The organism is Thermovirga lienii (genome assembly GCF_036847465.1).
GTDB classification, from domain to species: Bacteria; Synergistota; Synergistia; order Synergistales; family Thermovirgaceae; genus Thermovirga; species Thermovirga lienii.
This window is the reverse complement of the sequence record NZ_DAITZW010000031.1, coordinates 1-21,112: the sequence shown is the minus strand read 5'-3', so window position 1 is coordinate 21,112 and position 21,112 is coordinate 1. Positions and strand designations below refer to the sequence as shown.

General features: G+C 48.3%; 18 protein-coding genes and 1 pseudogene. 7 read left to right on the top strand and 12 right to left on the bottom strand.

Translation table 11 applies throughout. The annotated features are described in order from the left end of the window. Positions 1 to 328: 328 nt before the first annotated feature. Positions 329 to 1,558, bottom strand: a complete 1,230-nt coding sequence (locus V7Z69_RS07965) for an HD-GYP domain-containing protein (RefSeq protein WP_334139499.1) — start codon at positions 1,556 to 1,558, stop codon at positions 329 to 331. A 231-nt stretch (positions 1,559 to 1,789) separates the two neighbouring features. Continuing rightward, a complete protein-coding gene (locus tag V7Z69_RS07960) occupies positions 1,790 to 3,133 on the bottom strand; it encodes an alanine/glycine:cation symporter family protein (RefSeq protein WP_334139498.1) in 1,344 nt (447 codons plus the stop codon). Positions 3,134 to 3,402: 269 nt separating this feature from the next. Here V7Z69_RS07960 and V7Z69_RS07955 point away from each other — a divergent pair, with 269 nt between their 5' ends. The 4 genes and pseudogenes from V7Z69_RS07955 (at position 3,403) to V7Z69_RS07935 (ending at position 8,221) form a co-directional block, all read left to right on the top strand. Beyond that, positions 3,403 to 3,918, top strand: a complete 516-nt coding sequence (locus V7Z69_RS07955; protein WP_148256391.1) for a cysteine hydrolase family protein — start codon at positions 3,403 to 3,405, stop codon at positions 3,916 to 3,918. Positions 3,919 to 3,947: 29 nt separating this feature from the next. Beyond that, positions 3,948 to 4,660, top strand: a pseudogene (locus tag V7Z69_RS07945) (ABC transporter ATP-binding protein). Beyond that, the gene (locus tag V7Z69_RS07940) at positions 4,660 to 7,038 is read left to right on the top strand and encodes an ABC transporter permease (protein ID WP_334139495.1); all 2,379 of its coding nucleotides are present in this window, start codon (positions 4,660 to 4,662) and stop codon (positions 7,036 to 7,038) included. Before V7Z69_RS07945 ends, V7Z69_RS07940 begins: the two are co-directional and overlap by 1 nt. A 10-nt stretch (positions 7,039 to 7,048) precedes the next feature. Further along, on the top strand, positions 7,049 to 8,221 hold the full coding sequence (locus tag V7Z69_RS07935; protein WP_334139494.1) for an efflux RND transporter periplasmic adaptor subunit: 1,173 nt from the start codon (positions 7,049 to 7,051) through the stop codon (positions 8,219 to 8,221). 9 nt (positions 8,222 to 8,230) lie between these two features. Here V7Z69_RS07935 and V7Z69_RS07930 read toward each other — a convergent pair whose 3' ends face one another. The 10 genes from V7Z69_RS07930 to V7Z69_RS07885 form a co-directional block, all read right to left on the bottom strand. Next, the gene (locus tag V7Z69_RS07930; protein ID WP_334139493.1) at positions 8,231 to 8,803 is read right to left on the bottom strand and encodes a flavodoxin family protein; all 573 of its coding nucleotides are present in this window, start codon (positions 8,801 to 8,803) and stop codon (positions 8,231 to 8,233) included. A 143-nt stretch (positions 8,804 to 8,946) separates the two neighbouring features. Further along, positions 8,947 to 9,750, bottom strand: coding sequence for a putative hydro-lyase (locus V7Z69_RS07925; RefSeq protein WP_334139492.1), 804 nt, complete (start codon positions 9,748 to 9,750; stop codon positions 8,947 to 8,949). Continuing rightward, entirely contained in the window at positions 9,747 to 10,520 is a 774-nt protein-coding gene (locus tag V7Z69_RS07920) for a LamB/YcsF family protein (protein WP_334139491.1), read from the bottom strand. The genes V7Z69_RS07925 and V7Z69_RS07920 overlap by 4 nt, the downstream gene beginning before the upstream one ends. A 13-nt stretch (positions 10,521 to 10,533) precedes the next feature. After that, entirely contained in the window at positions 10,534 to 11,601 is a 1,068-nt protein-coding gene (locus V7Z69_RS07915; RefSeq protein ID WP_014162442.1) for a 5-oxoprolinase subunit C family protein, read from the bottom strand. After that, complete coding sequence (pxpB, locus tag V7Z69_RS07910; RefSeq protein ID WP_041445704.1) at positions 11,598 to 12,359, bottom strand: 5-oxoprolinase subunit PxpB; 762 nt, start codon at positions 12,357 to 12,359, stop codon at positions 11,598 to 11,600. Before pxpB ends, V7Z69_RS07915 begins: the two co-directional genes overlap by 4 nt. A 99-nt stretch (positions 12,360 to 12,458) precedes the next feature. Next, positions 12,459 to 13,664, bottom strand: a complete 1,206-nt coding sequence (locus V7Z69_RS07905) for an NRAMP family divalent metal transporter (RefSeq protein ID WP_041445887.1) — start codon at positions 13,662 to 13,664, stop codon at positions 12,459 to 12,461. A gap of 254 nt (positions 13,665 to 13,918) precedes the next feature. Further along, complete coding sequence (locus V7Z69_RS07900; protein WP_334139490.1) at positions 13,919 to 15,139, bottom strand: RNA polymerase factor sigma-54; 1,221 nt, start codon at positions 15,137 to 15,139, stop codon at positions 13,919 to 13,921. Continuing rightward, the gene (locus V7Z69_RS07895; RefSeq protein ID WP_014162446.1) at positions 15,126 to 16,484 is read right to left on the bottom strand and encodes a sigma-54-dependent transcriptional regulator; all 1,359 of its coding nucleotides are present in this window, start codon (positions 16,482 to 16,484) and stop codon (positions 15,126 to 15,128) included. Before V7Z69_RS07895 ends, V7Z69_RS07900 begins: the two co-directional genes overlap by 14 nt. A gap of 1 nt (position 16,485) precedes the next feature. Next, the gene (locus V7Z69_RS07890; protein ID WP_334139489.1) at positions 16,486 to 17,742 is read right to left on the bottom strand and encodes a two-component system sensor histidine kinase NtrB; all 1,257 of its coding nucleotides are present in this window, start codon (positions 17,740 to 17,742) and stop codon (positions 16,486 to 16,488) included. After that, complete coding sequence (locus V7Z69_RS07885) at positions 17,739 to 19,130, bottom strand: sodium:solute symporter family protein (protein ID WP_334139500.1); 1,392 nt, start codon at positions 19,128 to 19,130, stop codon at positions 17,739 to 17,741. The genes V7Z69_RS07890 and V7Z69_RS07885 overlap by 4 nt, the downstream gene beginning before the upstream one ends. A 283-nt stretch (positions 19,131 to 19,413) precedes the next feature. Between V7Z69_RS07885 and V7Z69_RS07880 the strand changes: the two genes are divergently transcribed. From V7Z69_RS07880 to V7Z69_RS09955, 3 genes are all read left to right on the top strand, one after another. Then, a complete protein-coding gene (locus V7Z69_RS07880) occupies positions 19,414 to 20,526 on the top strand; it encodes a pyridoxal phosphate-dependent aminotransferase (protein WP_334139488.1) in 1,113 nt (370 codons plus the stop codon). A 119-nt stretch (positions 20,527 to 20,645) separates the two neighbouring features. Then, entirely contained in the window at positions 20,646 to 20,876 is a 231-nt protein-coding gene (locus V7Z69_RS07875; protein WP_014162450.1) for an AbrB/MazE/SpoVT family DNA-binding domain-containing protein, read from the top strand. Next, positions 20,873 to 21,109 carry a type II toxin-antitoxin system PemK/MazF family toxin gene (locus tag V7Z69_RS09955; RefSeq protein ID WP_416376423.1) on the top strand — a complete coding sequence of 79 codons (237 nt, stop codon included), beginning with the start codon at positions 20,873 to 20,875 and terminating at the stop codon, positions 21,107 to 21,109. Before V7Z69_RS07875 ends, V7Z69_RS09955 begins: the two co-directional genes overlap by 4 nt. The last annotated feature ends 3 nt before the right edge of the window (positions 21,110 to 21,112 follow it).

Below are 21,112 nucleotides of genomic sequence, written 5' to 3'. Positions count from 1 at the left end.
GTTTTAGACCTTCCTATAAGGGATGGAAACTGTCGAGGATATGCATTTTCCGGGTAGCCCTCTGACGTTTTAGACCTTCCTATAAGGATTGGAAACCAAGCTGTCACAGAAGCAGTAGGTCAGTGCCTTATTGTTTTAGACCTTCCTATAAGGGTTGGAAACTGCGGCAGGTAGTTTTAAAAGTAGCTTAGAGATGTAAAATTTCTATTCATAAGATACGCTGACAGATCATGGGCTCTACAAAGTGCAATAAATAAGTATTCTCAGCAAAATAGGTGGAGATAGGGCCAGGTTTATTCAACAAATAGCAGAAGAAAACAAAATCTCATCAATTAGCTTGAAAAAGCTGGCTTAGTGGTGCGTTTTCGTCAGTATTCAATACGTGTCTTTTTTCCGTAAAAATACGCAGGCAGGCCTCTACAACTTGAGGGTCGTACAGGGTGCCCTTGTTCTTTTCTATTTCTTCTAAGGCGGCGTCAACTCCCAAAGCAGGCCTATATGGGCGGTGATGAGACATGGCATCTATTACGTCCGCAACGGCAAGGATTTTGGATTCAAGCAGGAGTTCTTTGCCTTTTACCCCGTTGGGGTAGCCAGAGCCGTTTTCTCGTTCGTGGTGCTCTAAAACTATTCTTGCGATGGGCCAGGGAAAGGCTATATCCTTTAGTATCTCGTAACCTGTTTTTACGTGATTTTTGATGAGTTCAAACTCTACATCGGAAAGTTTGCCCGGTTTATTTAGAATCTCAGAAGGAATATTTATCTTGCCAATGTCGTGAAGCTGAGCGGCCAGGCGAAGGCCTTCTATTCGATCTTTAGACATACCTAACTCCTCTGCTATAGCGCAGGCCAGCTGAGCTGTACTAAGCTGATGGGAAGCGGTGTAGGAATCTCTGGTTTCCACGACCTTTATGAGCGTGGTAATCAAGGGGATTAAGGTTTCCTGCAGTTTGGCGATCAATAGGTGTTTTTCTTTTTCCAGCATCTTGCTGTATTCTTCATTTTTCAACAAGATCCCTGTTATCAACGTCGCCAGCGGCAAAATGATAATGTACGGTATACCGATTTTTTTAAGGACAGCAGGAGCCACTGAAGGCCAAGGAAGAAAAATAGCTTGCCATAGGATTACAACCAAATGAATGAAAATGCCGAAAACAAGAAGGTTTCGAAGTGAGACATTAGTGGCGTTTCCTTTCAAATGTTTGCGATAAAGGGCTCCCAGCGCCGCAGAGCTGATTATTGACGCAATTCCTGCATACATGCCAATGTCGCCTAGGTGTACCCTATATAATGCAGCCATAGCTGCCGCAATGACAGCGGGAGCCCATCCCCCAAACAGTCCAGCCATGGACAGTATAACGCTTCTCCCATCGTAAAATAATCCCTGAGAATAGTGGACACCAAAATGCATTCCCACTACAGTTATGATGCCGAAGGAAAGGCCCATAAAAAAATTTCTCCAGCGGGCTGACGTGGCTTTCTCGTAATGGTGTAGGATGCTGTACAAGGTAACTACCGCTATTAGCAGAGTCGAGTTGTAAAGTAATCCCCAAAACATTAATAATTCCTCCTGGTAGGCTTTGTTTTGATAAACAACATCATATACAATATGTAATGGTTTGTAAAACGATAATATTTAAATGACTTGTAATGTTATGCAGAAATATCTGAAATTACTTGATGGTTTTTGAATTCAGTGGGTATTTATGAGATAGAGTAGTAACCAAACAACAAGGGGTACGGCGAAGAGCCGCACCCCTTGTTAAGTTGCTAGTTAATTTTTCAAGACCTAATTTATTCCAGAGTCGTATTCGTTCAATGCCTTCACTACAACCTTGGAGAGCAACAGCAGGGCTATGAGGTTTGGAATTACCATGAGGCCGTTGAAGGTATCGGCAAGCTCCCATACCAGGTTGACCTTTAGAGTGGAACCCAGCACGATAAAGAGCATTACCAATACCCTGTAGGGCGTTAACCCTTTTACTCCGAACAGATACCTTATATTGCTCTCTCCGAAGTAGTACCACCCAATTATGGTCGAGAAAGCGAAGAAGAAAAGGCACACGGCGACAAAAGGATTCCCCAAGGAGCCAAAGGCCTTGGTGAAAGCACTCTGCGTCAAGGCTATGCCTGTCGTCTGACCATCCAATGCGCCGGTTGCGAGGATCACCAGTGCAGTTATGTTGAGCACGACGAAAGTGTCTATTAGAACTCCCATGATTGCCACAAGACCCTGCTGGACGGGGTGCTTTACCTTGGCGACGGCATGAGCGTGAGGCGTAGAACCCATGCCAGCTTCATTGGAGAAGAGCCCTCTGGCTACACCGTAACGGACCGCTTCCTTTACCGTAGCGCCTATGATTCCCCCAGTTGCGGCTTTGGGGTTGAAGGCTCCCTGAATGATCATTTTAAGACTGGGGATGATGTTTTCAGCGTGCATTCCCAAAACCACTAAGCCACTTACAATATAAAATAAGGCCATTATAGGAACGATCTTCTCGGTAACCGAGGCTATGCGCCCTATGCCTCCGAAGAAGACCAAGCCCGCCAGTATGGCTATACCAATACCCACGTAGAGGCTAGGAATATCAAAGGCAGTCGCGAATGCATCACCTATGGAATTAGACTGCACCATGTTGCCTACGAAACCGAGAGCGAAGATGATCGCCACGGCGAAGAAGGCAGCCATTGCCTTGCTCCCCGTACCTTGGCTTATGTAATAGGCTGGCCCGCCCACAACTTGACCGTCCTCGTCTTTTACCTTGAATGTCTGAGCCAGCACCGCTTCGGCAAAAATGGTTCCCATGCCGAAGAAGGCGCTGAGCCACATCCAAAAAATTGCCCCAGGGCCACCAGAAGCTATAGCGGTAGCGGCTCCAGCAAGATTGCCAGTTCCCACCTGCGCTGCCACAGCTGTGGCCAATGATTGAAATGAAGACATACCTTCCTTGCCGGCCTTTTCTCCTTTTATTGAGAAGTTGCCAAAAGCATTGGAGAAGATAGCCTTGAGCTTCCTGATCTGAACAAAGCGAAGCTTGAAGGTGAAAAATATTCCCGTACCACACAGAAGATAAAGCAGTAAGTTGCCCCACAGGAAGCTGTTGATGGTGCTTATTAATTTTGCTAGGTCCACCTGTGATCCCTCCTGTAAATTATTATCGAGTTCTTTGTCCACACCAGTTTGGAAAAGAAAAAATAATCTTTATGTGAACAAAAGAACTATCAATACCTATCAAAGGCTATAATTTAGCTCGCGAAAGGTCAAGGGTTTTGCAAATCTTGCTATTGTAAGAATTTGTGAATGCATTCACTGTTTGGGAGTGTTTGTGAGGCTTTGCTCGGATAGTGTGTTAAAATCAAGTATGAGAGCATCAAAGGTTTGGGGGGATTTGCGTGAAAAGGATGCTTTTGATAGTCGACATGCTCAATGATTTTATTGACCCTAAAGGTGTGTTGTTCTGTGGCAAAAGTTCCAGAGAAATAATCCCAGTAATCAAGGATTTAGTGGAGGAATGCAAGAGTAAGGGGGATTCTGTTATCTACTTGGCGGATGCTCACGAGAAAGACGACAGGGAGTTTGATCGTTTCCCTCCTCATGCGGTCAAGGGTACGTGGGGAGCACAAGTTGTGCCGGAATTGGCTCCAGACGAGGAGGACCTAGTAATAGAAAAGAAGCGCTTTTCGGGGTTCTATGGCACGGAGCTGGATGGAGTGCTCAAGGATTTGGCGCCAGACGAGGTCTGGGTCGTGGGAGTTTGCACCTCTATATGTGTCATGGACACAGTGGGGGATCTCTGCAACAGGGACATTCCGGTAGTAGTGGTAGAAAATGGAGTGGCGGATTTCGATGAGGAGTTTCATAGGTTTGCTTTGGCCCGAATGGAGAGGGTATACGGGGCAAAGATTATAAAGTGGTGAATTAACCGCTCTTAAGATAGGAGTGTCGGATGGAACAACAAAAGACCCTTTTAAAGCTGGAAAAAGTAAGGAAGATATACAAGATGGGCGAGGTGGAGGTCGAGGCCTTGAAACCTTCCTCCTTGGAAGTGTATGAGGGGGAGCTTTTAGTGATCTTGGGGCCTAGTGGATCTGGTAAGAGTACGTTGCTCAACATAATGGGGGCATGGATTCGCCTACCGAGGGGGCTGTTTGGTTTGGTGGAGAAGACCTTGCAAGAGCAAGTGAAAGACGCTTGACAGAGTACAGGCGACATCAAGTGGGCTTTGTGTTTCAATTTTATAACCTGATCCCTGACCTAACCGCCTTGGAGAACGTTGCCATAGCCGCGGAATTATCAAATACTCCCCTCTCTCCACGAAAGCTCCTCGAACAGGTCGGCATGAATAACAAGATGGACAGTTTCCCCTCCCAGTTGAGCGGAGGAGAGCAGCAGAGGGTGGCGATTGCTAGGGCAGCAGCCAAAAACCCAAAGATGCTTTTGTGCGATGAGCCCACGGGCTCTTTGGACTGCGAGACAGGACGAAAGATATTATCTCTGCTATTGGACGTAAACAGGCAGTACGGCACTACCGTAGTGATAGTCACCCATAATGTGGCAATAAGGGCAATGGGGCGGAGGATCATACGCATGAGCAGCGGAGCGATAGCAGAGATGACGTTCAATGAAAGGCCAGAACCTCCCGAAAGGATAAGTTGGTGATGCGCACTCTCTGGAGGAAGCTTTTTAGAACCATAGTAAGCACGAAGGGACAGTTCTTTGCGGTCCTGTCCGTCATAGCCGTAGGGATCACTCTTTACGTTGCCATGGCGGCAGTATCGGAAAACTTGATCCATTCGAAAGATCTGTTCTATGCGGAGACAAGCTTTGCTGATCATTTCTTCCACGTGGTCAATGCTCCAGAGGGGATAGGGGAACGGATAAAGGCCGTCAAAGGAGTTTTAGCGGCTACTGCGAGAACCCAGAAAGATGTTCCTGTGCTGTGGGAGGGAAAGAAAAGGGCCAACTTGCGCCTTACTGGTTATCCCATGCCTGACAATGGAGAGTTAAACCGAGTAAAGGTAATAGGAGGCCGCATGTTCGATAAGTACCCTAAACTCGGGGCTGTCGAGGTGCTTATAAACCGCCAGTTTGCAGAGGCTCACAAGTTGAAACCCGGAATGGACTTGGATGTTGCAGCAGAAGGAAAACGTAAGGTCTTAACGATAGTAGGAATAGCGGCAAGCCCAGAGTTTGTCTACACCGTACGTGACGCTGCTGGACTCCTCGAAGACCCCTCAACCTTCGGAGCTGCCATAATGCCAGAAAATCAAATACAAGAACTTATGGGCCGAAAAGGGTCGGTAAACCAGGTGCTGATCCGCTTTGCCCCCGGCGCCCAGAAAGAAGAGATAGTCCAAAAGATCAAAGAAATCCTACAACCCTATGGCTTACTTGCGGAATATCCCCAAAAGGATCAATTGAGTGAAGCAATTTTAAGGGGTGAACTAACTCAGCTGCGAGCTTTCTCTCGTTTTTTGCCCACCATCTTTCTTGCCATTGCCCTGCTAATGCAGTTTGTCTTTGTTGGCAGGCTAGTGAAAACCCAAAGAGGTCAGATTGGATTGCTTAAAGCTCTGGGCTACAGCAACATAAGCCTCCTCTTCCTTTATGGCTCCTACGCCTTTCTGGCTACCACCATAGGCGCCTTTGTGGGAATAGCCTTGGGTTATGGTCTAGCATCTTTGTTGGTAAGACTTTACTCAATCTTTTTCAACTTGCCCCGGCTCGAGGAAACCTTGCGCCTGGGGACTGCAGGTGCTGTGGCCTTCCTGAGTATCACTGCGGGAACAACAGCAGGCCTTGCAGCGGCTTGGGGCATAACGTCCATACGTCCGGCAGAGTCCATGCGCCCCACGTTTCCAAAGGCTACCAAAAGATCTTTCCTGGAGAGGATTCCCATTCTTTGGAATCACCTGGGGCTTCAGTGGAGGATGAGCTTTAGATCATTATCGCGAAGTCGCTTTCGTGCTTTCGTCACCGCCATGGGGGCTATTTTCTCCATCGCTCTGCTTGTGGTTTCCCTTTTCTCCAAAGACTCAATGGATGACCTAATGAGGAGGCACTTCAGCTACGATCGCCAGTACGATTACCTCGTAAGGATAATCAGCCCTGTCAAGGAGGGTGAAATCCTCAATATTTCAAGAATAGATGGAGTTTTGGAGGCCGAACCCTTCTTGGAGCTTCCGGTGCGCATAAAGCTGGGGAGGAAAAACAGGGAGGACGTTCTGCTTGCCATGGAGCCCTCTCCCAGCCTGGTGAGGATAACAAACCAGGAGGGAAAAGAATTGCCACTGCCCGAGGAAGGACTTTTACTGGATTGGTTTACTGCCCAAAAGCTGGAAGCAAAAGTAGGAGACGAACTACAAGTTCAATCCATGCTTGACCTAGGGCCTCCCCGCTACGGCATCTTCCGGGTGGAAGGCATAACAAAGAGGGCCATGGGAAGCGCTTCCATGGTCAGCCTAAAGGAGGCAAACAGACTCCTGAATGAGCAGAACGTAGTATCTGGGGTCATGTTAAAGATAGACCCTGGGCTTTCGGATAAAGTAGAAAGAGAGCTGGAACGTATGGTGAACATCTCGTCAGTCCTGAATAAAAAGGACGAAAGAGCTTACTTTCAGAAAAACCTTGGTTACATGTATTACTCCATAGGGATACTGGTTCTGTTTTCGTCCGTTCTGGGCTTTGCCATAATTTACAACTCTTCCGTCATCGCCCTTTCGGAACGCAAAAGAACCCTTGCCGCCTTGAAAGCCCTTGGTATGACCAACCAAGAAGTTGCAGTTTACCTTTGGGGCGAAGATGGGTTCTTGCTTTTTTGGGGGATCATCCTAGGATTGCCCCTTGGAAAAGTGCTCTCGGAACTTTATGCTGTAGCTGTGAGTACCGACCTTTTCTCTTTTAACGTTATAATATACAAGAGCACGTACTTTTTGGCTGCTTGCGGTGGAATTGTGTTGGGAATTTTTGCTTGGATTTTGGCCCTTAAGGGAGTAAAAGAGCTTAAGATGATAGAGATCCTGAAAGCCAACGATTGAGGTTTGTATCATGAACAAAAAACTGCTGCTTGGTTTAGCGGGTGTATTTTTACTGGCTGCGTTAGTTTGGCTTTACCTCAGCAGGGGGACTGAGGTGGAGACAGTTGCTGTCCAAATTGGTGATGTGTTTAGAACCGTAGAAGAAGACGGGTACGTGGAGGCTGTGGGTGATAGGGCTCTGTACGCCGTTCACGGAGGAAAGGTGTCAAGGGTTTTTGTCAAGACCAATGACGTTGTTCATAAGGATCAAGAGCTAATAAGAATGGAAAATAAAGATATAGAGGCAAGCCTCTCGGAGATAAAAAGATTGCTGGCGGAATCCCAAAGGGAGTTGGATTTTTACAGAGCATCGGAGGAAAAGGCAAGGATAGCCCTGTCCGATGCCGAAAGGACCATGAAAAGATACAAGCGGTTGTACGATTCACGGGTAATATCCCTTTCCGAGTATGAGCAGGCCGTCTTGAACGTGGAGGAAAAAAGGAGGGAGCTAAAGAAGGCCCGTTTCAGCCTCCTAGGGGCGGAAGCCAGAAGTAAGGGATTAAGAGAACAACTTGAGGCGCTTGAGAGTAAAAGAAGGGAACTAATAATTAAAAGTCCCATTGATGGATACGTACTGAAGCTTCCTGCAGAAGAAGAGCAAGTGGTATCTTCGGGGGAGCTTTTGGCCATCGTGGCTCCGAGGGGACCAATGGAGATAAGGGCGGACTTTTTGAGCGATCTTCTTTCAGAGATAAGTGTAGGACAAAAGGTCAAGATAACTTCTCAAGCCCTTGGAAATGTAAACTTGGAAGGGCGAATAGATCGCATATATCCCTTGGCGGAGGAAAAAATCTCTCCGCTGGGGGTAGAGCAAAGGCGGGTTCCTGTTTATGTATCCCTATCTCATGCTGCGAACCTCATGCCTGGTTACGAGGTGCGAATAGCCGTGGAGACTGCCCGCAGGGAAAAAGTGATGACTCTTCCAATAGAGTCGGTTAGGACAAATAGCCAAGGAGGTTACGAGGTACTAAAGATAGCTGACGGAAGGGTTCACATCGTTCCTGTTAAGGTGGGACTGAAAAGCAGGCAGAAGGTGGAAATTGTGGAAGGTTTGGATGAGGGGGATGTGGTAGTCAAGGACGCTGGAATTGAACTCGATGACGGGGCAAAGGTGAAGGCCGCAGGAGCCTTCCCGCGGCCGTAGGTTATCCAATTACTGGGCCAGCTTCTTGAGAAGCCAAGCCATGTTTTGGCCCAAAACCTCCATGGTTTTTATACCTTCTTCATCTTCTAGCGCTTCCTTTTTGCCGAGACCTATACCCACGTTCCAATACCTGGAGCCTGGAACAATCATCTGGGCAAAGGTAAAAAAGGTGTTAAGTGCCTGGAATGTCGGTATGGCTCCAGCTCTTCTTACGGCAACAACGCCTGCGCCAACTTTTCTTTTGAACATATCGCCGTTGGCTCTGGAGACCATTCCGGCCCTGTCGATCAGAGCCTTCATTTCCGTAGTTACGTTGCAAAAATAAGTGGGTGAACCCAGCAAAATTCCATCTGCTTCGTCCATTTTGGCAATACAATCACTGATGAAATCATTGATGATGCATTGCCTGTTCTTGTTTTCAAAGCACTTGTAGCATGCCATGCATCCTCTTACGTTTTGGTTTCCAAGCTGGACTATCTCCGTTGCAATGCCTTCTTTTTCCAACTCCCTGCAGACTATGCTCAATAGTTCGTAGGTGTTTCCGTCTTTTCTTGGGCTGCCGTTGAAAGCTACGACTTTCATTCTTCGTACACCTCCTGCAACGAAGTTCAATGCTTTATTTTTATATAACTATATAGCTATAGTAAACATCTATTTTGGAAAGTTCAAGGAAGCTGGAAAGTTCAAGAAGAAAGAAAGGGGCCCGCTGGTTGGGCCCCTTTCTTTTAAAATACTGCGTAATCGGCGTCTTTGACTGAACAGATGAACATGTGGCCTGGGGCGTGGGTTATGGCGAAAGGCACATTGCTGGCCATCAGGGCTGCCTGAGGCGTCACCCCGCAGGCCCAGAATACCGGTATCTCTCCGTCGTTAATAGGTACAGGGTCTCCGAAATCAGGCCTGCTTATGTCCTTTATGCCTATCAAAGCTGGATCACCGATATGCACTGGGGCGCCGTGCACTGCTGGGAACCTGCCTGTGGCCAAGACTGCCTTGGGGACCATAGGAGCTGGTATGGGCCTCATGCTGACCACCATGGGTCCAGAAAGCCTTCCTGCAGGTTTGCACTGTATGTTGGTTATGTACATAGGCACGTTGCAGCTGCATTCTATGTGTCTGATGGGTATGGAGGCCTCTATCAGGGCGCTTTCGAAACTGAAGGAGCATCCAAGCAGAAAAGCCACCAGATCATCTCTCCAGTAGGAGCGTATATCCGTAGGTTCTGCCACAAGCTTTCCGTTCTCCCACACGCGATATTTGGGCAGGTCTGTCCTCAGATCTGCTCCTGGAGCAACCATGCGGGGTTCGGGGTCTCCAGGTTCGGTTATATCCAGTACAGGGCATGGCTTGGGATTCCTCTGGGCGAATACCATGAAGTCGTAAGCCCAATCCTTGGGAAGCACCACAAGATTGGCCTGGACATATCCTTTGGCCATACCTGGGGTAGGGCCCGTCCATTGGCCTGAGCGTATCATTCCCCATATCTCTGAAGGATGGGTGCTGGCAAAATCCTTGGCGCTGGCGGTCATTTCAAGATCACTTCCTTTATGGGTGATATGGTTATCCCTTCTTTCTCCAAAGTGCTTCTTATTGTTTTTGCCATCTCTACCGCCTCTGGAGTGTCTCCGTGGAGGCATATGGAATGGGGTTTGAGTTTTATCAATGTCCCATCTATGGCCTCCACTGTGCCGTCTTTAACCATTTGAACTACTCGCCTTGCTGCCAGTTCGGCGTCATGAATGACCGCACCTTCCTTTTTGCGGGATACCAGGGAGCCATCTTTTTCATATGCCCTGTCGGCGAAGGCCTCAGAAGCGAAGGAGACTTTTGCCTTAGCAGCTGCTTCCTCAAAGGCCGAGTTTGCGAGACCCAAAAGTATCAAGTCCTCTCCTGCGTCCTTGACTGCACAGGCGATAGCGTAGGCTAGTTCCGGGTCCTTTGCTGCTTGGTTGTAGAGAGCGCCGTGGGGCTTTACGTGCTGCAAAGATAAGCCTTCGGCCTTGCATACGGCCTGAAGGGCCCCTACCTGATATAGAGTGTAAGCATAGACTTCATCTGGAGTGCAGTTCATAACCCTCCTTCCGAAGCCCATTAGATCAGGATGTCCCGGGTGAGCTCCTATCTGGACACCTTTTGCTTTTGCGGCCCTCACGGTCTTGAGCATGACCAAAGGATCTCCAGCATGGAAACCGCAGGCCACGTTTGCCGAAGAAACGCTTTCCAACACGGCTTCGTCGTTTCCTATCTTATAAGCGCCAAAACTTTCTCCAAGGTCGCTGTTAAGGTCAATACGGTACATGCTTATCACCTCTTTAGGATATTTCCTCGCAGGTTACATGGTAGTTTTTGCCATTTATTTTCATAGACCATTGGATTGGTCCTGCTTTAGGTGTCGAAGCTGCGTGTGTTTTGCGTGTGGAGCGGTAATTTGCCCGCTCTATTTCAAGGGTCCGCAGCTTATCTTTCTCTTCTTTTAGAGCTAAAGCAGCCTCTTCGAAGGATACCTTCTTGAATGAAACTTTTTCACCGGGGAGCCGCTGAGCTAATAGAGCAATGTGAGGGGTGGTTATGACGGCAATTTTTGTGTATCCTCCGGTGGTCTGGCGGTCCGCCAGCATGGCCACTGGCTTTCTGCTGCCTGGAACCTGTATGGCTCCCAAGGGTATGGCGTCCGAAATTATGTCAGCTCCTGACTTGTGTTCTATCTCAGGACCGTCCAGGCGGTAGCCCATTCGGTCCGCTTCGTTTGTTATGGTGTACTCGGCACTCAAGAAAGTTTCTATTCCTTCAGGCGTGAAGTAATCATCCTGTGGCCCCAATACGACGTTAATTGGTACGTTCTGTCCATATGGTGGGATCATCCACGAAGGACAGCTGAAGCCATCGCAGAGATGCCATAGTGCCGGCAATTCGCCTGTAGAGATTGTGTCCTGCTTCTGGAGGGCCCTTCCCTCCAGGCCGCCTATGTGTGCCCTCAGGTATGTGGAACGACTACCCATGATGACAGGGACATCTATCCCTCCAGAGACACATAGGTATGCACGACACCCCGGACCTGTGGGGCCTCCTATGGATATTTTGTCGCCCCCCTTCACCCTGATGGCGGTCCAATGCGGGACTTTTTCGTTGTTTATGCGCATATCCAAAGGAGCACCGCTTAGGCATATTACGCCCTCTCCTTCTACAACGTTGATGGTTGGCCCCATGACGGTGATTTCCAGTGCAGCTGCATTGGGGGCGTTGCCGACGATTATGTTCCCAGCCTGCAGGGCGAAACTGTCCATCGCCCCTGCAACGGGCATGCCTATTCCTTGAAATCCCCATCGCCCAAGGTCCTGTACCGTCGTTAGAAGTCCGCCAGAGACTATTTCAAGCTTCATTGGGAGGCACCTTCTTTCGTAAGGATTTCGGGCAAGTAGGTTCCCTTGGCAACCTCAGAAGATATGGACTGGTATTCCTCAAAGGATATGGGTTTGAATCGCACCCAGTAGCCGGCTTCTATAAGTGTTGGTTTCTCTGATTTAGGGTCGAACATCTTGAGAGGTGTGCGACCAATGAGCTGCCACCCGCCGGGGCTGTCTATGGGGTATATTCCCGTTTGCTTGCCAGCAATGCCCACACTGCCCGCTGGAATGAGGGTCCTGGGGGTTTCCAGTCTTGGCGTTGCAATCCGTTCATCCATGCCTCCAAGGTAGGAAAAACCAGGGGTAAAGCCCAACATATAACAGTAGTAGTCTGGCCTTGAGTGAATTTCGATTACCTCCTCCACGGAGAGGTTGTTGTGCTGCGCTACGTTCTCTATGTCGGGTCCCAGCTCTCCGCCATAACAAACGGGTATGACTATTAGCGTGCCGCCTGTGGTGATGTTTTCTTCATCCATCGTTGAAAGAGAGGTCAATGTGCTTTTTAGCTTCTCCAAGGGGATTTCCAGGGGATCGAAGTATATGGCCAAAGAACGGTAAGTCGGTATGAGTTCTTTTATTCCAGGTATGTTCTTGTTTTCTAAAGCTCGGCGCAAGCTCTGGACCTGGCCGTTGATGTCAAGGGAAATCGTTGAGCCGAACTCCACCACGACACAGCTGTCGCCGGCGTGCAGAATCCTGGGATAGGTCGCTTCTTCCAACAAGTTCACCTCCATAAATAGCTTTCGTAATAAAAATACACCTTTCAATGGGCTTAAACAACAATAAAGAGCTTCCGCGACCCAAAGGCCACGGAAGCCAACGTTAATAGCAGATTAACTGAACAAAGAGAAGATTCTTCCTAGAGACATTACGCCCATCCACATGGTGAATGCTGCCATTATGTAACCTATTATGGACATCCACAAGGGGTGCTTGTAGCTTCCAATGATATCTTTCCTGTGGGCGGCCAAAAGAACAGATATCAAGGCCAAGGGCAGGATAAGTCCATTTATGGAGCCAGCAAAAATCAAGAGGGCGACAGGTTTTCCGACGGTGGCAAAAATTGCGGTGGAGAAGACTATGAATCCTATCATCCATGCCCTAAGTTTGTCGTTGACCGACTTAAACAGAGTCCTGAGGAAGGAGATGGAAGTATAGGACGCTCCTATGACCGAGGTTATGCCTGCAGACCAAAGGATGATTCCGAATATCTTGTATCCCAATTCGCCCGCGCCGAGCTGGAACGCTGATGCAGGAGGGTTGCTTGGGTCCAGTTTATGCCCCATGAGGACTACGCCCAATATGGCCAAGAACAGGAGGAAACGCATGATGCCGGTGATCCCTATAGCGTTTACAGCTCCCTTGCTTATGGAAGGCAGATTCTCCTCGCCTGTGATTCCAGCGTCAATTATCCTGTGGGCTCCTGCGAAAGATATGTAGCCACCAACCGTTCCACCCACGAGGGTAAGAACTATCATCCAGTCAATGGTGGACGGCAATACGGCCTCCTTCAAGGCCAACCCTACAGGCGGCTGGGTCTTGAAGACCATGAAGAGGACCATGGCTATCATAACGAAGCCCAACGCTTGCGCGAACTTATCCATGGCCCTACCTAACTCTTTTCTCAAGAAAAGGAATATGGCTATTGCCGCACTGATGATTGCCCCAAGGGGCATGGACATGCCAGTGAGAACGTTAAGCCCCATGGCAGCGCCCGCAATGTTGCCTATGTTGAACACCAAACCGCCCAGAGCCACGGCAAAGGCTAAAAAATAGCCCAATCCAGGTAAAACTTTGTTTGCGACGTCTTGAGCCCTCATCTTGGACACTGCGAGGATTCTCCAGATGTTGAGCTGCACCACGATATCGATGAGTATGGAGCTCAATATGGCGAACGCAAAGGCTGCCTTGAGCTTTTCGGTGAACACCGCCGTCTGGGTTAAGAAGCCAGGACCTATGGCTGAAGTAGCCATAAGGAAGGCCGCCCCCAGAAGCACCGAGAGGGTACCCTTCTTCTTCATCTCCTCTTCCGCCGCCATCTGCAACCCCGTTTTTTCCGCAGTTGCTTCCTTTACCTCTGACACAAAAACCACCTCCACAAAATATATGAATCATGTCACACCTTCATATATGCAAAAAAGTTGCCTAAAGAATGCGTCTAGCCTAAAAAGAGAGAAAAACAGAAAAAAATGGTTAAAATCGATAATATTTAGGAAAACCTTTTTCGGCAGGAAGGGGCTCTTTGAGGGTCTAAACCGTTCGGTGAGCGCACACTGTGCGAAGAGTGATAAGGTTACATGCCCATTTTGTTTCTGTGCCAGGTTATGGTTCTGCGGGGCAATCCCAGTTTCAGGGCGAGGGCTTCATCGGAAATCCCCAGAGGTTTTGCCTCTTTTATGGCCTGCCTTAACTGCGCCACCGACATGGTGGGTTTTGCCCTTAGGGGTCTTGACAGGAGTTTTTCTAGCGGGATGGTTCCAACGGGAGAGAGTGCCCAGGTGGTCTTGGTTATTCTCAGGATCGTAGAGGGGTGGTAGTTTGTTTCTCGTGATGCTGTTTTTAGAGTCAAAGGAGATGGTGCGATGCTTTCTCCAGCCAGGAAGGCTTTTTGGGCTTTAGCCAAAAATTGGGATATTCTAAGCTTTGTTCTAATGCGTATGGATAGAGCGACTAGGGTGTGTTTTGCTGAAAGCCACTGCTCCCTCAATGTTTGGTTGCTTATGTGCTCTAAAAGCTCTGCATCCAAGAACAACTTGGGCAGGTTTTCGTGGAGAAGGCGTACCCTTATGGTATCTTTTTCTTTTACAAATTCTATTTCTGGGACTATATACTGGTTTTTTATGATGAAATTCCCAGGGTATGGATCAAGCTTTTTGATTTCCTCCAGAGCTTTTTGGGTTCTTTCATGGGTCCACCCGAGGAACTTGGAGAGGCCTCTTATGTCTTTTTTCAATATAAATTCCTTTCCTTCGGTTAAAACAACCCAAGGGTCTTTCCCTACCATGCCCTTGCGCCTCAACTGTATGAGCAGGCACTCCCATAAATTTCTTGCGAATAGCCCTGGTGGGTCGATAGAGTCTTGAATGTCCTTTAGGATCTCTAAGGTTTTCTTTTTGCTTAGTCCTGCGAATTTACACAACACGTCCAAGGTGTCTTCTGAAATGTACCCTCTGGAGTCAAGGCCCTGGACAAGGGTATCTATCACTTCATCAGGCATACCCTCCAATGACGGAATGAATCTCAACTGGCTTGATATGTCCTCGTCCATGCTCGTTGGGGCAGGAATGTTTTCCAGTGGATTGACATCATCGCCATCAAAAGCGCTGAGAGGCACGGCCGAGGGGGGAGGCGCTACGCCTAGAAAGACGTTGTCTCCTACTCTTTGTTTTAGTTCTTCCTCAAGGGCGTAAGCTGGCACTGTAAGGAGGTTTAGGGATGGCAATATCAGAGGTAGAGGGTTTAATTTGGTCGTTAGAGTTGGTTTCAGCTCGTGGTGGAGTTCATTCGATGCCATACTTCTGCATCCTCCGAAGAAGGGCGAACCTGGAGATTCCCAGAAGTTCTGCGGCCTTGGTCTTGTTGTTTTTGGCCTTATTCAAAGCTTCTTCGATCAAATGCCTTTCGAAGGATTCTATCTTTTCCTGGAGGGTTTGCCCAGGAGCTTGTGTGGCTATTTTATTGTCCTTTTGTGGCAGTTCCTCCAGCATCCTGTCGGGAAGGTCGCTGAGCCTCACAAGCCGGTCTTCTGGATCCTTAAGTATGAAAAGCCTTTCCACGAGATTTTTCAGTTCTCTGCAGTTTCCTGGCCAACTGTAGTCCAAAAAGACCTCTTCCGCCTCGGGTGTGAGGGACAAGGGGGAGCGCTTGAAGGATTTGCGATACTGCTCGACGAAGGTGTAGAAAATTTCTATTACGTCCTTTCCCCTCTCACGCAGAGGAGGGATGATTATGGGAAACATGGCGATGCGGTAGTACAGGTCCCTTCGAAACTCTCCTTTTGCTATTTTATCCTCTATGTTCTGGCACGTGGCGGATATGACTCTAAGGGACACCTTGATCTCCTTTGTTCCGCCTAGGGGGCGGTAAGAGCGGGAGTCCAAAAAGCGAAGGAGCTTTCCTTGCAAGGCAAGGGGCATGTCTCCTATCTCGTCCAGAAACAAGGTTCCCCCATCTGCCAGCTCCACCAGGCCCATTTTATCCTGCACAGCTCCGGTATAGGCTCCCTTCTTGTAGCCGAAAAGTTCCGCCTCCAAGAGGTTCTCGGGTATGGCAGCACAGTTTAGGGCAACGAAGTTTCCTTTGCATCCTGAGGTTCTGTGTATAAGCCTGGCAAGTACCTCCTTGCCAGAGCCGCTCTCGCCCCTTATCAGAATGTTGAGATCTGAGACCTTGCTCACTTTTTCAACGAAACCTCTAATTTGTTGAATTGGGGGAGAGGAGCCCGTAAGGTCTACGGAGCTGTCCGCTGTCATTTGTGATACGGCGCGCTGGAGCGCTATGTTCTCTGCTGCCCTTGCCACCATGTTTCGGGCAGCCTCCAATGGGAAAGGTTTGTCCAGATAATTGTAAGCTCCTTCCTTTATGGCCTTTACCACAAGGGCCGAATCACCAAAGGCGGTCATAACTATAACCTTGACTTGTGGGGACGTTTTTAAGATGTGCGGGAGAGCATCCAGGCCGTTACCATCGGGTAGCCTTATATCCAAGAGTGCTATGTCAGGGGTTTCTTTCGATAGAAGCTCTTTAAGGTCGCCCAGGGAAGATGCCAAGGATACCGAGTAGTTGCCTTCTTTTTCGAAGGCTATCTTTAACCCCTGTGCTAGGCCCGGTTCATCTTCAATTATCCAAAGTTTATACATGCTAGTTTCGGCCTCCTTCGCGATACAGCGGTAATTGTATCTTAAATTCTGCCCCCGGGCCCGGGTCAACCTCTATGGAGCCTTCGTGCATTTGAACTATCTGTAGGACCAAAGGTAGGCCCAACCCTGTTCCGTCCGGCCGTGTTGTAAAGAATGGGTCAAATATCCTATCGATTAGTTCTTCCGGGATGCCTGGTCCGTGGTCTTTTATGCTTAAGAGGGCAAAATCCGTTTCTTCTATGGCTTTGATCTCTAGGGTTCCTCCAGTTTCCTCCATGGCCTTTATGGCGTTGAGGACCAGATTCAAAAGCATTTGTTGCAGCTTGTCTCTGTCACCCCATACATAAATATCCTTTTGGGGCAATTCGTGGCGCCACTGTATATTTTTCTTTGAAAGCTGCATTTTGACCATGTTGAAAGTCCACCCAAAAAGTTCTCTAAGGCTTACGGGGCCTTTTACCAGCGCCTTGGGCCTGGCAAAGTTCAATAGCTGGCTGACCGTGCTATTAAGCCGGTCGATTTCCTGATCCAGGACCATGAGGGAGGGCTTGCCCTCCTCTGACACCGTTTCGGAAAGGAGGTCCAAATGCACTCTCATAGCCGCTAAGGGGTTTCGTATCTCGTGGGATACTCCAGCAACCAGCTGCCCCAAGGCTGCGAGGCGCTCTGCTCTTGCCACTTGACGCTCTCTCTCGTGCAACTTCTTAAGTTGGTCTACCATGGAATTAAACGTTTCCTTTAAAATTTGGATTTCTTTGAATTTTGAGGGATTTCCCGGGATGTGGGTCCACTTGCCGCTACTGACCTGTTGACATGTCCAGGCTATGGCTTTAAGAGGGCGTGTAAGCGAGTAGGCCAGTAATATAGCTATCTCCAGGGCCAAAAGCAGTCCTATCATCCCCATGACGATCACTAGCCTGCGATTTAAGAGCATCTCTGAGAAGATCTTTTTTCGGTCCAAGGTGACGTTCCACTGAAAGCCGTCTGCTGTTCGTAAGGTGAGAAATTCCCCATCAGGGTTTTGGGTATTTGTGAAAACCCAGTTTTTACCCACCTTGTTTACAAGCAAGGTCGCCTCAGATGTGCTTAGATACCTTACTAGGGAGCTTACTTCCTTAAGCTGCTTCATCTCTGCGTTAAGTCGGTCTTTGTACTCTACGTACAGGGCTGTAGACGTGATCCCCAGAGTGATTATTATGGCCAACAAGGAGACTATTGTTTTTATCAGAAACTCCAGGCTTGGGTTTTTTATCTTCATATCCTACTCCTCCTGGATAATAGGCTCCACAAGGCTCCTTCAACCAAGAGGCTGGGAAGTAAGGCTTGTTCCGGCCTGATTTGGAAGACGTAGACCAAGATGGTGTGAAGCACCAAAGCTGCGGAGATGGCTATGAAAAGCCCTTCTTTTTTCTTTTTGCCAGGCAGGTACATGGGTAAAAAGAAGCATATAGAGACCACTGCCCAACTGTACTGTCCCAGGTCCAGTATGCCTGGAAGGGGAAGCTGGCTCAAGATCAAACAAAATGTGGCTATAAGGCCTATACCTATGCGGTTTATGAGGAGGAACCGGTCCTCTCGAATAATGTCCCCTTCCTCGTGGGCGGACCATGATGGAAAGAGGTCATAGCAGAAGGAGCACGTAGCGAGCAAAAGTTGAGAGTTTGCGGTACTTACAGCTGCAGCCAGTATGGCTATCATTAAAAGTGTATAAATTTGTGGCGGAAGAGCTGTTGATATTAGGTGGTATAAAGACCCTGCCTGGTCAGATGCTGCTGAGCTTGAAAGCACCTTGCCGCCCAGGCCTATCAATGTGGTGCAGGCATATATCCAGCCTATTATGAGCGCTGAAATCCAGAGCATGGAAAATGCGCTTTTGGGGCGGTGGGCCGACATGATGCGTATAGCGTACTGAGGGTTTGAAGCAACTCCAAATCCCCATCCCAGCATCATGGAAAATGTAAAGATGGCTCCTCGCTTATCCAGGGTTTCCAATAGATGTGGGTGGTTTTCGGCTATGATTCCATGAATCTTCATTGGAGAGCCAACTTGTTTTATTACAAAAATAGCACCCACGGTAATGCCAAGTACGATTATGGCCAAGTTCAAGGCGTCGCTTTTTGCTACCGAGGCCAAGCCTCCGAAGGTTGTGTATATGACGAAAAGATAGATGAGTATGGAGGAAATAATAGGTGGAGTGCCAAGCATATTGGAGACTATAGAGCCGAAGACTCTGAATTGAATCACTATATATAGGCTATAGGCCACAAGAAGTGCCAAGGCAGAAACTTTTCGTAGCCTTGAGTCCTCGAAATTTTCCTCCAGCCATTCCGGCAGGGAAAGGGCCCTGGATTTTCTGAGCTTGCTTACGGTAAAAGGAAGGAACACCAATCCCAAAAGCCAGCCGTTGACTGAAGCAGTGAAAGCTTGATAGCCGTCGGAATAAAGCCATGCGGTGTAACCTATCAGGCTTGCAGCGCTCATCCAGGTGGCCACGAAGGTGGATACGGAGATGGTAAGGGAGAGTTTTCTTCCTCCAAGGTAGAAGAACCTGCGAGTTTCGTGCCAGTAAAAGGCTTGTCCGGCCAGGAGGATTACCAGCAGCGCGTAGCCTCCAAAGCCGACCACCTGCATCAATAGTGCCTTCACGCTCAACTTTTTCTCCGCCTCCTTAGGCAGAACTTGGCTATCAAGAAGGGAGCAAAAATCAAAAGGGAGAAAATGACCCAATCAATGATCCAAAGGGTATTTCGTATTTTTATCCTCTCCTTCAACCAGCATAAAATCTCGTAAGTCATTATATACGACTTGCCACTATATTGTTGCCCAGCTTCCGTGGTGCGTGACTTTAGATAGTCCACATTGTGTGTTGAAACAAAAAATAGCATTCAATATAATGCAACAATAATAATGCAAAATAGAGGTGGCAAATATGTGGAAAGGTAAACTTCCGAGGGAGATCTTTGAGATAGGGCAAGAAGGATATGTCTCGGCAGGCGAGGTTACGTATCCGGAAGGCATAGAGGTAATAGATTGTGAATTGGGAACAAGCCCTTTAGGCATGTCGGAAAGATTGTGTCGTTTGTTGAAGGAAGGGAAAACCTGCAATTTATGCGACTACCCGGAACCCGAGCCGAATGATTTAAAGGTGGGAATTGTAAAGGCCCACAGCTCTTGGAAAATTTCTCCAGAGGAAGTGTTAGTGGGGGGAGGTTCTATTGGGGTTCTGGTGAGCCTCTTTAGAGTTTTGCTTCGCCCAGGTTCAGTTATGTTAGGTGTTTCTCCTCAGTTTACCGATGTGCCCCTGCAAGCCCTTTACAATGGCGCATCGTATGAGTCAATAAACCTTGAAGCTCCGAGGTATTCGATAGATAAAAATCGTATTTTGGAGGCCTTAGATAGAAAGCCCGAAGTCCTTTACATAGACAGGCCTAACAATCCAACAGGCCAAGTGTTGTCTTTGGATGATTTGGCTGAATTAGCCCGTGCTGCTATGAAAACAGGGACCTGGGTAATTGCTGATGAGGCCTATGGGGATTTCCTGCCTGATGAAGAATCGGCCGCAGTGTTGGATTTTCCTAACTTGGTCATCTGTCGTTCCTTCTCTAAGGGGCTTGGGGTAGCGGGAATTCGAGTTGGGTTTGCCGTTTGTCGAGACCGGGAACTGGCTGCCCTTTATCGGAAGATTCAGCCACCGTTTGTGATTGGTACCCTGGATGCATGTATAGCCTTAGAAGTCTTGAAGGATGGAAAAGCTTTGGATGCGGTGCGGGATTATGTGAAAAAAGCAAAATCTAAAGTTTTAGAGTTGGTATCACAAAAGCAAGGTTGGTCGGTGGCGGATACAGACCAACGGGTTCCCATATTCCTTCTCTCACAGGAGGCGGGAAACATTGTTAAGCGCCTGGCCGATGTGGGGATTGCATGTGCTCCGGGCAGCGGATACTTCAACCTTGACGACAGATCAGCCCGCCTGCGCGTTCCCTCACCCGACAAGCTTGAGGCCTTCCTGGAAAGACTAAACATAATTGGGGACATACCTTGATTTTTGATGTTTTATGTGGCTAGGTTCCCAGCTTTTTACGGTAGGAGGCAATAAAAGGGATATATGGAAAGAAATAAAACCGAACCCGGTATATACTTTGTTTATACGGGGGTGGTGATATGCGGTCTCAAGTTAAGAAATGGGGAAACAGCCTTGCAATACGTGTTCCCAAGATATTGGCAGAGAGAGCAGGTCTATTTGAGGGAGTGTCCGTGGAGCTTCAGCTGAATGATGATGCTATTATTATTCGGCGGCAAGGATATAACTTGGAAGAGCTCATGTCTCAGGTTTCGTCGGAGAACATTCATGGTGAGATAAATACTGGGAATTCCGTGGGGAGAGAAGAGTGATAGAGCGTTATATTCCTGATCGTGGTGATATTATTTGGCTGGAATTTAACCCGCAACTTGGGCACGAGCAGGCAGGGAAGAGGCCGGCGTTAGTTTTATCCCCAGCCCTCTATAACGGTAAAATAGGATTGGCATTGATATGTCCTATTACTAAACAAATTAAGGGTATCCCTTTGAAGTGGCTCTGCCTAAAGATCTTGGCGTTTTCGGTGTTGTTTTGGCCGATCAGATAAAAA